Source organism: Rubrimonas sp. (assembly GCF_036788415.1).
In the GTDB taxonomy this organism is placed as follows: domain Bacteria; phylum Pseudomonadota; class Alphaproteobacteria; order Rhodobacterales; family Rhodobacteraceae; genus Rubrimonas.
In genome coordinates this window covers 85211-96307 of sequence record NZ_DAIQNN010000004.1, presented here as the reverse complement: position 1 = coordinate 96307, position 11097 = coordinate 85211, and the positions used below count along the sequence as shown (strand labels likewise).

Below are 11097 nucleotides of genomic sequence, written 5' to 3'. Positions count from 1 at the left end.
CTTCGCCGGCGAGCGCCCGCGCCTGAGCGAGACCGAGACCATCGCGCTGTTCGCGGGGGGCGGCGGATGAGGCTGACGGCGGAGGAGATCGCGGGGATCAGGGCCGCAACGGCGGAAGTGTTCGGTCCGCAGGCCGTCGTGCGCCTGTTCGGAAGCCGCGTGGACGACCGCAAGAAAGGCGGCGACATCGACCTGCTGGTGGAGGTTCCCGAGGGGCGGGAAACGTTCAAGGACGAATGCGCGCTGCTATTCGCGCTCATGGAGAGACTTGGCGAACGAAAGATCGACGTGCTGCTGGTCGAGCCGAACCGGCCTCGCGCGGCCATCGAGCGGATCGCTTATCGCGATGGCGTCGTGCTGTGAAGGAGGAACGGGCGCTCCTCGGTGAGGTAGTCGAGGCGACGCGACGCGTCGCGGAGAGCCTGCGCTTGTCCGTCGAGGAAGTCGGTCGCTTTGCTCCGCTGAGCCCACGGCTCGCCGACATCATGTCTCGGCTCCAGCAGAAGGACGTGCTGAGCCTGTTCAAATCCTATGAGCAGCTCGTCGATCTGCTTTCCAACCGGCTGATCCGAGCGATGCTCGTGGTTCTTGGGGAAAACACCACGGGATGGTCGGCGCGCGACGCTTTCCGGCACATGGAGGCGAGAGGGTCGCTGGCCGATGCGCAGCACTTCCTGACGCTGGTGCTGCTGCGCAACCGGTTGGCGCATGAATACCCCATGAGCGCCGAGAAGCGGGCGCAGAGGATCAACGAGACGCTGGAGCTTGGTCCGGCCTTATTGAGCGCGGCGGAAAGGCTGCTCCGGGATGCGAACAACCTGCTCGCCGAGGACGAGCCGGAGCCGGACGAGCCGGAACCCGTTGATATCCGACATGAACTGGCGGCGTCGATCCCGGACGATATCTGGGTGTGGGGGGCTGACCGCGACGGGTACCCGGATGTCTGGATAAAGCGGTCTAACGATGAGACTCCCCCAACCCTGACCGAAGCGGAATTCCGGAACGTCTTTGAGACGGTGCTCGCGGACCGGATCCGGGGTTGGCAGGCGTGGGAACTTGATAACCCCGACGTCTGCTCGATCTCCGAAGTGATCAATGATGCATTCTGTGGCGGCCTAGCGGACGATACTGACCCGGATGCGTTAGCTGAAATCGTCGTCAGATCGACTGACACTTCTCGTCTTGTCGGCGGCTGGGGTGAGTTCGACGAGGATAGTGCGTGGCCGGTAGCGATGTGGCCGGGCAGCCAAAGCGACGTCACATTCTTTCGCGAACGCCTATTCGACGATCCTGATCTCGCCGGCCTGATCGAGTTCTGGGGCTGCGGCCCCAGGGAAACATGAACACGAACGCTTGCGCAGCCCGCACCGAAGGAGACACGCCATGACCCGTTACGACGAGACTTGGGCCGCGCGCCACGAAGCCGAGCGCAAGCGCCTCGCCGAGACGGGGATGTATCGCGAGGAGGACGAGCATGCCTCCTGCGGGGTCGGCTTCGTCGTGGCGGTGGACGGCGAACCGCGCCGCGAAGTGGTGCAGAAGGGCATCGACGCCCTCAAGGCGATCTGGCACCGGGGCGCGGTGGACGCCGACGGCAAGACCGGCGACGGCGCGGGCATCCATGTGCAGATCCCGCAGGAGTTCTTCCGCGAGCAGATCCGGCGCACCGGCCACGAGCCCGACGACGCGATGCTGGCGGTGGGGATGATCTTCCTGCCGCGCGCCGATCTCGGCGGGCAGGAGGCGTGCCGCACCGTCGTCGAGACCGAGATCCTGCGGCTCGGCCACACGATCTACGGCTGGCGGCAAGTGCCGATGAACACCGACGTGCTCGGCGAGAAGGCCGGCGCGACCCGGCCCGAGATCGAGCAGATCATCATCCGCAACGCCAAGGGCGTGGACGCCGAGACCTTCGAGCGCGAGCTCTACGTGATCCGCCGGCGCATCGAGAAGGCCGCCGCCGCGACCCAGGCGCAAGGCTTCTACGTCTGCTCGCTGTCCTGCCGCAGCGTGATCTACAAGGGGATGATGCTGGCCGAGCAGGTCGCGGAGTTCTATCCCGACCTGAAGGACCCCCGCTTCGTGTCGGCCTTCGCGATCTACCACCAGCGCTACAGCACCAACACCTTCCCGCAATGGTGGCTTGCGCAGCCCTTCCGCATGCTCGCCCACAATGGCGAGATCAACACGCTGAAGGGCAACCTGAACTGGATGAGGAGCCATGAAATCCGCATGGCGTCGAGTTCCTTCGGGGAGCTGGCCGAGGAGATCAAGCCGATCGTGCCGGCGGGCTCGTCGGATTCGGCGGCGCTGGATGCGGTGTTCGAAGTGATGGTGCGCGCGGGCCGCAACGCGCCGATGGCCAAGACCATGCTGGTGCCCGAGCCGTGGTCGACGGCGGAGGACACCATGCCCGAGCGCTGGCGGGCGATGTACGCCTATTCCAACGCGGTGATGGAGCCCTGGGACGGCCCGGCGGCGCTGTGCGCGACCGACGGGCGCTGGGTGATCGCCGGCATGGACCGCAACGGGCTGCGCCCGCTGCGCTATGTGGTGACGCGCGACGGCCTCGTGATCGCAGGCTCGGAGATCGGCATGGTGCCGGTGGACGAGAGCCAGGTGGTCGAGAAGGGGCGGCTCGGGCCGGGGCAGATGCTCGGCATCGACATGGAGGGCAAGCGCCTTCTGCACGATTCCGAGATCAAGGACGAACTCGCCGCCGCCCAGCCCTTCGACCAGTGGATCGAGAAGGTCGTGGACATCGAGGCGCAGCTCGCCGGCGCGCCCGAGCCCGCGCTGTTCACGCCCGAAGAGCTGCGCCGCCGCCAGATCGCGGCGGGCTACACGGTCGAGGAAATCGAGTCGATCCTCGCGCCGATGGCCGAGGACGGCAAGGAGGCCATCGGCTCGATGGGCGACGACACGCCGGTGGCGGTGCTGTCGGACAAGTATCGCCCGCTGAGCCATTTCTTCCGACAGAACTTCAGCCAGGTGACCAACCCGCCGATCGACAGCTTGCGCGAACACCGGGTGATGAGCCTCAAGACGCGGTTCGGCAACCTCAAGAACGTGCTCGATCAGGACGGCAGCCAGACCGAGATCGTCACGCTCGACAGCCCGGTGGTGACCAACGGCCAGTTCGCCGCGATGCGCGACGCGGTGGCGGAGTCGCTGCGCGAGATCGACTGCACTTTCCCCGCCGAGGCCGGGCCGGACGCCCTGCGCCGCGAGATCGAGCGGGTGCGGCTCGAAGCCGAGGACGCCGTGCGCGCGGGCGTCAACCATCTGATCCTCACCGACGAGACGGTCGGGCCGGATCGGGTGGGGATGCCGATGATCCTCGCGGTGTCGGCGGCGCATGTGTGGCTGACCAAGCAGGGGCTGCGGACGTTCACCTCGCTGAACGTGCGGGCGGCGGAGTGCATCGACCCGCATTACTTCGCGGTGCTGATCGGCTGCGGCGCGACCACGGTGAACGCCTATCTGGCGCAGGACACGATCCGCGCGCGCTGGGAGAAGGGGTTGATCGAGGGGCCGCTGGAGCAGGCCGTGGCGCGCCATCGCGAGGCGATCAATCAGGGCCTGCTCAAGATCATGTCGAAGATGGGGATCTCGGTGATCTCCTCCTATCGCGGCGGGCTGAACTTCGAGGCGGTGGGGCTGTCCCGCGCGCTGGTGGCGGAGTTCTTCCCCGGCATGCCGAGCCGCATCTCGGGCGTCGGGATGGCCGGTTTGCAGCACAAGGCCGAGGACATCCACGGCCGCGCCTTCCGCGAGGGCGTCGAGACGCTGCCGATCGGCGGGGCCTACAAGTTCCGCCGCTCGGGCGAGACGCATGCGTGGCAGGCGGGGCTGATCCACACGCTGCAGCGCGCCTGCGACACCGGCAGCTACGAGACGTTCCGCAAGTTCTCCGAAGGCATGCGGGCGACGCCGCCGATCCATCTGCGCGACCTGCTCGATTTCAAGAGCGCCGCCAATCCTGTTCCGCTGGACGAGGTCGAGAGCATCACGTCGATCCGCAAGCGGTTCGTGACCCCCGGCATGAGCCTGGGCGCGCTCAGCCCCGAGGCGCACAAGGCGCTGAACGTCGCGATGAACCGGATCGGCGCGAAGTCGGACAGCGGCGAGGGCGGGGAGGACCCCAAGCATTTCCACCCCGAGCCCAACGGCGACAATCCCTCGGCCAAGATCAAGCAGGTGGCCAGCGGGCGGTTCGGCGTGACGGCGGAATATCTCAACCATTGCAAGGAGCTGGAGATCAAGGTGGCGCAGGGCGCGAAGCCCGGCGAGGGCGGGCAGCTGCCCGGCTTCAAGGTCACCGAGATGATCGCGAAGCTGCGCCACTCCACGCCCGGCGTGACGCTGATCAGCCCGCCGCCGCATCACGACATCTACTCGATCGAGGATCTGGCGCAGCTGATCTACGACCTCAAGCAGATCAATCCCGAGGCCAAGGTCTGCGTGAAGCTGGTGGCGGCGTCGGGCGTCGGCACCATCGCGGCGGGGGTGGCGAAGGCGAAGGCCGACGTGATCCTGATCGCGGGGCATAACGGGGGAACGGGCGCCTCGCCGCAGACCTCGATCAAGCATGCGGGCCTGCCCTGGGAGATGGGGCTGACCGAGGCGCATCAGGTGCTCGCGCTCAACAAGCTGCGCGACCGCATCACGCTGCGCACCGATGGCGGCTTGCGAACGGGGCGCGACATCGTGATCGCGGCGATGATGGGGGCGGAGGAATACGGGATCGGCACCGCCAGCCTGATCGCGATGGGCTGCATCATGGTGCGCCAGTGCCAGAGCAACACCTGCCCGGTCGGCGTCTGCGTGCAGGACCCGAGGCTGCGCGAGAAGTTCACCGGCACGGCCGACAAGGTGGTGAACCTGTTCACCTTCATCGCGCAGGAGGTGCGGGAGATCCTCGCGAGCCTCGGGGCGCGGAGCCTCGAGGAGATCATCGGCCGGGCCGACCTGCTGGCGCAGGTGAGCCGGGGCGCGGCGCATCTCGACGATCTCGACCTCAACCCGATGCTGGTGCGGGTCGAGGAAGGGCCGCAGCCCTCCTACCCGCTCGACAAGCCGCGCAACCCGGTGCCGGACACTCTGGACGCGCGGATCGTGGCGGATGCGGGGCCGTTCCTGAAGGACAAGGAGAAGATGCAGCTCTCCTACACCATACGGAACACCGACCGGACCATCGGCACGCGGGTGTCGAGCCACATGGTGCGCCGCTTCGGGATGCGGAACCACGGGCTGCAGCCGGATCATCTCACGCTGAACCTGAGCGGCTCGGCGGGGCAATCGCTGGGGGCGTTCGGGGCGCCGGGGCTGAAGATCGTCGTGCATGGCGACGCCAACGACTATGTCGGCAAGGGGCTGTCGGGCGCGGTGATCGTGGTCCGCCCGCCGCTCGGCTCGCCCATCGCGCCGCATGAGAACACCATCGTCGGCAACACGGTGCTCTACGGCGCCACCGACGGCATGCTGTTCGCGAGCGGTCAGGCGGGCGAGCGCTTCTGCGTGCGCAATTCGGGCGCGCAGGTGGTGGTCGAAGGCTGCGGGTCTAACGGCTGCGAGTACATGACGGGCGGGACCGCCGTGATCCTCGGGGCCGTGGGCGCGAATTTCGGGGCCGGGATGACCGGGGGGATGGCCTTCGTGCATGACGGCGACGGCGCCTTCGCCGAGCGGGTCAACCCCGAGACGGTGGTCTGGGGGCCGTTGCGCTCGGCGCATTGGGAAGGCGTGCTGCGCGGACTGGTGGAGCGCCACGCCCGCGAGACCGAGAGCCCGCTGGCCCGCGAGATGCTGCGCAACTGGGACCGCGAGCGGGGCCGGTTCGTGCAGATCTGCCCGAAGGAGATGGTCTCGCGGCTGAGCCATCCGCTGAGCGACGAAGGGGTGGCGCTGGCCGGGGAGTGAGCGGGGGCCAGGGCCGGCATGGGCGCTGAGGACCGCGCCCTCCCTCGGGTGGGCGCTTTGGAACGCCCGAGCTATGGCGGTTTATGGCGCCAAGCACTCGTGCGGTTGCGCTGGTCGCGGCGTTGCGATGCGCCCTCCCTGGGGGGAGGGAGGGCGCGGTCCGTGCTGGTCGCACGGACCAGGGGGCGAGCGGAGAGCGCGCGGGGTTGATCTGCGGCGCGCCGGGCGGCGATGATGCGGGCCGGGAGGGCCGCGCATGAAACATCTGTATTGAGCCGACAATCTGGGGGTGCTGCGCGAGCTCTGATCCTGGAAAATTTGCACGTGATTTCCGTCAGCCTGTTTGATTTTTTTGGTCGGAAATCTGTTCTCCGAAGGGTCGGACTTCACGAAAAGGTTGCGTTTCATCGAATGAACCTGGAACATACCAAGCTGATCCATTTCGCGCAGACTCGAAGGTCGCAACGATACGGGGCCACCAGAACAATATGTGCGAAGCTTGCCACGCTTTGTGCGATGAGGCCCATTTCTTTGGTAAGTAAACCGCAATCAAACCAGTTTGTGCGATCTGCTGGACGAGAGTTCGACGCTGAAGCATTTCCCTATCAGCCGACAAGAGCCCGCGGCCTCCATCATTTGCAAACGCGACTATCCAATCCTCGTCCTCGATGCTCGCATAACGCGATCCGACGACGCTCTCGATGGTCCATCCCTCACGGCCTGCAAGACCGAGATCCCGGATTGCACGAATGATCTTTGGTGAAACGTGCTCATCGCCAATGAGCTTCATGCTGCCAAGTCTAGCTCATATTCCACAGCTTGCTCGACATCAGACTTCCCAATCTCAAACCAATCCGCTACGGCTGCCTTGTCTTGATTCTCGGCTCGCCAGAGATCGAAAATCGTTCGCGTTGGCACACCCGCAGGATCGATTATTGGATGTCCATGCGCCTTCTTCGGGGAAATTAAAATCTTCGGATACTTAGTTGGCTCAGGATACCAGCGTCCAGCAAGACCATCTGGCGCAAATTCAATGCCCTTCGCAAGAAAATTCTCGAATACATCATACATTGCATGTTGGCCAGAAACAATCTCCATAAGTCTTTTGTCGCCAGTTTCCTCAGCCGTCAGCTTAAAAATCTTGCGCCTATCAGTCACAAAGCAGACGTTAGACATTGCGAACGGGTGGCGCGCTTCAAGTTCCCTGCGAGCAGCTTGTGCCGCTTTTCGAATGCTCTGTAAGCTAACATCCTGCCGCCGAAAGTAATCGATGAATCGAATTTCAATCAAGTCGTAGAAGCCGAGTTCGTTCGTGGAATTCGGATATTGGCGAGCAATCACCGGGCCAGCTTCGGAGCCGTTGCCTGTGAGCCAGTTTCGGATTGTCGGCTGCTTCGTCCCCATGCGGAGGATACGTGCGGCTTCGGCAATGGTATAGTAACCGCCACGAAGACGCCCTGTCATCTGTAGTTCAATTACATTCATCGCTTGTCCCTCGATGGCCGGGTTGCGACAAGCCTCGCCAGCTCGAACATAGCTTCGCGCTTCTGATATCACGGGGCGGCGCCACACCACTATGAGAAAGTGTCGCAAAAAGTCAGAAGAGCGAGGGCGGCAAGCGCGGCGCCGACAAGGGGATCGACGGGGTGCTCTACGTGCAGGGGCAGGGCCGCAAGACCGAGATGTGCATCATCGAGGTGAAGGGCGGCGCCATCGGCGACGCGCAGATCCGCTCGCTGAAGGGCGCGATGGAGGCGCAGGGGGCGCCGATGGGGATCTTCCTCACCCTCAAGGAGCCGACCAAGCCGATGATCGCCAATGCGGCGGCGGCGGGGTTCTGGGAGACGGATTGGGGGCAGATTCCGCGGGTGCAGATCGTGACGGTGGAGGCGCTGCTCACCAGCGCCGTTCCCCCGCTGCGCATCCCGATGGCGCGCAGCGACAGCTACCGCAAGGCGGCGCGGGAGGATCGGTCGCAGCAGGGGGCGCTCGATCTGTGAGCGGGGCGGGCGGGGGCCTTGAGCGGACAGGCGCGCGGGGGGCATGATCGTCGCGCGCCGGAATTTTCCGGAGAGCGGGTCGGAGCGTCAGAATGACATCGGTCGATGAAGGCGTCGCGGCGGCGGATGCGGGGGGCGGCGCGGGTCCGTCCTTCCACATGATCCCCGGCGGGCCGCGCCCGGTGGCGCCGTTCTCCCATGCGGTCGAGTGCGACGGCTGGGTGATCCTGACCGGGCAGATGCCGACCGACCCCGACGCGCCCGACGCGCCGCCGCCCGAAGGCGTCGAGGCGCAGACGGAGCGGGTGATGCGCAACCTCGAGATCGTGCTGAGGGGCGTCGGGCTCGATCTGTCGCATGTCGTGCAGTGCCGCTGCTTTCTGACCGAGTTCGAGCGCGACTACGCGGTCTTCAACGAGACGTATCAGAGATTCTTTTCACCGGACCGCCGTCCGGCGCGCACCACGGTCGGGGTGACGGCGCTGGCGGTGGGGGCTCTGGTGGAGATCGACTGCCTCGCCCGCAGACCATCGGCAGTCGGCGGTGCGCCGCCGAGTTGATCCGCGCGAGCCCACGCGAACGACATTGGGGTGTGACGCGCTCGATCTGTGCGCGGAGCGCCGGGGAAAGCGCGGCCCCGGATCGGGGTCCGGGGCGGCGTCGCGCAGGTGGAGGGGCGCCGCCCTCAGTAGATGTAGCGGATCTGCTCGGTCCAGAAGCGCTCGATGCGGCGCAGGCCGTCGGTGACGAGGGCCGCGTCCTGCGCGCCGAGCAGGCTGCGCTCGGACAGCTCGCCCGCATGACGCTCGAACAGCGCGGCGACGGCGGCGCGGATCTGGCGGCCCTTCTCGGTCAGGCGGATGCGCACGGCGCGGCGGTCGACCTCGCAGCGCTGGTGGTGCATGTAGCCCGCCTCGACCAGCTTCTTGAGATTGTACGAGACGTTGGAGCCCTGATAGTAGCCCCGCGTCTTCAACTCGCCCGCCGTCACCTCGTTGTCGCCGATGTTGAACAGCAGCAACGCCTGGACGGGGTTGACGTCGAGCAGGCCGAGGCGCTCGAACTCGTCCTTGATGACGTCGAGCAGCAGGCGGTGCAGCCGCTCCACCAGCGACAGCGTGTCGGTGTAGCGCGCGACGGCGTCGTCCCCGCCCGGGGCGGCGGCGGCGGCGCTCTGGGAGGCGGGGCGCAGGGCGGCGGGGCTTTGCAGGTTCATCGGGCATCTCCGGCCGGTTCTTCGAGTTGGCGGGAGAATTTCCTAAAATCGCCAAGAGAGGGTTAAGCCCGACGCGCACCGCGCGCAGGGGCGCGGCACAGCGGAACGGGGCGGAACGGGGCGGAACGGGGCGGTTGTTCCCGCCGCCCCGCTCGGCTATCACCCGGCGGAGCGCGAGCGCGGGGGGCCGATGCCGACGACGGGGGACAGCATTGCCGAGCGGTGCGAGGCGCTGGGCCTGCGCATGACCGGCCAGCGCCGCACCGTGGCGCAGGTGCTCGAAGAGAGCGACGACCACCCCGACGTCGAGGAACTGCACCGCCGCGCCGCCGCGCGCGACGCCGCCATCTCCATCGCGACCGTCTATCGCACGGTGAAGCTGTTCGAGGAGCACGGGATTCTCGAAAGGCGCGACTTCCGCGACGGGCGCGCCCGCTACGAGGACGCGGACCGCGACCACCACGATCATCTCATAGACGTGGTGTCGGGGGATGTGATCGAGTTCGTCGACCGCGAGATCGAAGCCCTGCAGCGCCGCGTCGCCGAACGCCTCGGCTATGAGCTGGTCGGGCACAGGCTGGAACTCTACGGACGCAGGATCAACGCCCATCGCGGCGAACAGCCCGCCCGCACGGGCGGCGCAACAGGAGACGAGACATGAGCGCCATCGTCGAAATCGCGGCCCGGGAGATTCTCGACAGCCGCGGCAACCCCACCGTCGAAGTGGACGTCGTGCTGGAGGACGGGGCCGAGGGGCGCGCCGCCGTGCCGTCGGGCGCCTCGACCGGCGCCCATGAGGCGGTCGAGCTGCGCGACGGCGACGGCGACCGCTACGGCGGCAAGGGCGTGCTGAACGCGGTCGCCTCGGTCAACGGGGAGATCTTCGAGGCGCTGGCGGGCGTGGACGCCACGCGCCAGCTGATGATCGATCAGGCGATGATCGACCTCGACGGCACGCGCAACAAGTCGCGCCTCGGCGCCAACGCGATCCTCGGGGTGAGCCTCGCGGTGGCGAAGGCGGCGGCGCAGAGCGTCGGCCTGCCGCTGCACCGCTATGTCGGCGGCGTGTCGGCCCGCACGCTGCCGGTGCCGATGATGAACATCGTCAATGGCGGCGTGCATGCCGACAACCCCATCGACGTGCAGGAGTTCATGGTGATGCCGGTCGGCGCCGACACTGTGGCCGACGCGGTGCGGATGGGCTCGGAGATTTTCCACACGCTGCGCAAGGAGCTGGCGGCGGCCGGCCACAACACCAATGTCGGCGACGAGGGCGGCTTCGCGCCCAACCTCGCCGGCACCCGCGACGCGCTCGGCTTCATCATGAAGGCGGTGGAGAAGGCCGGCTACAAGCCCGGCGACGACGTGTTCCTCGCGCTGGACGCCGCCTCGACCGAATTCTACCGCGACGGGCTCTACCGCCTCGACGGCGAAGGCAAGGCGCTGAATTCGGCGGAGTTGGCCGATTATCTCGCGGCGCTGTGCGACGATTATCCGATCCTGTCGATCGAGGACGGGATGGCGGAGGACGACTGGGAGGGCTGGGCGACGTTGACGCAGCGCCTCGGCGACCGCATCCAGCTCGTCGGCGACGACCTGTTCGTCACCAACACCGAGCGGCTGGTGCGCGGGATCGAGGAGAGCTGCGGCAACTCGATCCTGGTGAAGGTCAACCAGATCGGCTCGCTGTCGGAGACGCTCGACGCGGTCGAGACGGCGCATCGCGCGAGCTACACGGCGGTGATGTCGCACCGCTCCGGCGAGACCGAGGACAGCACGATCGCCGACCTCGCCGTCGCGACGAATTGCGGGCAGATCAAGACCGGCTCGCTCGCGCGGTCGGACCGGCTGGCGAAATACAACCAGCTGATCCGCATCGAGCAGGATCTCGGCGACAGCGCGATCTTCGCCGGGCGCGATATCTTGCGGGGGTGAGCATCCGCGCCGAAATCGCTTTGC

The 11097-nt window shown here is 66.7% G+C and carries 9 protein-coding genes and 1 pseudogene; 7 read left to right on the top strand and 3 right to left on the bottom strand.

The window, feature by feature from the left end:
• Positions 1-66: 66 nt before the first annotated feature.
• The 3 genes from V7Q31_RS02290 to gltB all read left to right on the top strand — a co-directional run bounded on the left by V7Q31_RS02290 (position 67) and on the right by gltB (position 5922).
• Complete coding sequence (locus V7Q31_RS02290; RefSeq protein WP_333832051.1) at positions 67-363, top strand: nucleotidyltransferase domain-containing protein; 297 nt, start codon at positions 67-69, stop codon at positions 361-363.
• Positions 364-428: 65 nt separating this feature from the next.
• The gene (locus V7Q31_RS02285) at positions 429-1343 is read left to right on the top strand and encodes a hypothetical protein (protein WP_333832050.1); all 915 of its coding nucleotides are present in this window, start codon (positions 429-431) and stop codon (positions 1341-1343) included.
• Between the two features lie 40 nt (positions 1344-1383).
• Positions 1384-5922, top strand: a complete 4539-nt coding sequence (gltB, locus tag V7Q31_RS02280; protein ID WP_333832049.1) for a glutamate synthase large subunit — start codon at positions 1384-1386, stop codon at positions 5920-5922.
• 334 nt (positions 5923-6256) lie between these two features.
• On the opposite strand, the gene V7Q31_RS02275 is transcribed toward gltB, so the two are convergent.
• Together V7Q31_RS02275 and V7Q31_RS02270 are read right to left on the bottom strand one after the other, a co-directional pair.
• Positions 6257-6712 (bottom strand): hypothetical protein, encoded by a 456-nt coding sequence (locus V7Q31_RS02275; protein ID WP_333832048.1) that lies wholly within the window; start codon positions 6710-6712, stop codon positions 6257-6259.
• Positions 6709-7479: a DUF433 domain-containing protein gene (locus V7Q31_RS02270; RefSeq protein WP_333832047.1), complete on the bottom strand. Its 771-nt coding sequence runs from the start codon at positions 7477-7479 to the stop codon at positions 6709-6711. Before V7Q31_RS02270 ends, V7Q31_RS02275 begins: the two co-directional genes overlap by 4 nt.
• Before the next feature lie 68 nt (positions 7480-7547).
• On the opposite strand from V7Q31_RS02270, the pseudogene V7Q31_RS02265 reads away from it, so the two are divergent.
• Together V7Q31_RS02265 and V7Q31_RS02260 are read left to right on the top strand one after the other, a co-directional pair.
• Positions 7548-7922 (top strand): annotated as a pseudogene (locus tag V7Q31_RS02265) (restriction endonuclease); the annotation flags it as partial.
• A 92-nt stretch (positions 7923-8014) separates the two neighbouring features.
• Positions 8015-8482 (top strand): RidA family protein, encoded by a 468-nt coding sequence (locus tag V7Q31_RS02260; protein WP_333832046.1) that lies wholly within the window; start codon positions 8015-8017, stop codon positions 8480-8482.
• Between the two features lie 125 nt (positions 8483-8607).
• Here V7Q31_RS02260 and V7Q31_RS02255 read toward each other — a convergent pair whose 3' ends face one another.
• Positions 8608-9138, bottom strand: a complete 531-nt coding sequence (locus V7Q31_RS02255) for a MarR family winged helix-turn-helix transcriptional regulator (RefSeq protein WP_333832045.1) — start codon at positions 9136-9138, stop codon at positions 8608-8610.
• Positions 9139-9328: 190 nt separating this feature from the next.
• Here V7Q31_RS02255 and V7Q31_RS02250 point away from each other — a divergent pair, with 190 nt between their 5' ends.
• Together V7Q31_RS02250 and eno are read left to right on the top strand one after the other, a co-directional pair.
• Positions 9329-9799, top strand: coding sequence for a Fur family transcriptional regulator (locus V7Q31_RS02250; RefSeq protein WP_333832044.1), 471 nt, complete (start codon positions 9329-9331; stop codon positions 9797-9799).
• Positions 9796-11073, top strand: coding sequence for a phosphopyruvate hydratase (gene eno / locus V7Q31_RS02245; RefSeq protein ID WP_333832043.1), 1278 nt, complete (start codon positions 9796-9798; stop codon positions 11071-11073). The genes V7Q31_RS02250 and eno overlap by 4 nt, the downstream gene beginning before the upstream one ends.
• Positions 11074-11097: the final 24 nt, after the last annotated feature.

Coding starts and splice junctions, on each gene's coding strand:
- V7Q31_RS02290 (WP_333832051.1), top strand. CDS start 67: ATGAGGCTGACGGCGGAGGAGATCGCGGGGATCAGGGCCGCAACGGCG.
- gltB (WP_333832049.1), top strand. CDS start 1,384: ATGACCCGTTACGACGAGACTTGGGCCGCGCGCCACGAAGCCGAGCGC.
- V7Q31_RS02275 (WP_333832048.1), bottom strand. CDS start 6,712: ATGAAGCTCATTGGCGATGAGCACGTTTCACCAAAGATCATTCGTGCA.
- V7Q31_RS02260 (WP_333832046.1), top strand. CDS start 8,015: ATGACATCGGTCGATGAAGGCGTCGCGGCGGCGGATGCGGGGGGCGGC.
- V7Q31_RS02255 (WP_333832045.1), bottom strand. CDS start 9,138: ATGAACCTGCAAAGCCCCGCCGCCCTGCGCCCCGCCTCCCAGAGCGCC.
- V7Q31_RS02250 (WP_333832044.1), top strand. CDS start 9,329: ATGCCGACGACGGGGGACAGCATTGCCGAGCGGTGCGAGGCGCTGGGC.
- eno (WP_333832043.1), top strand. CDS start 9,796: ATGAGCGCCATCGTCGAAATCGCGGCCCGGGAGATTCTCGACAGCCGC.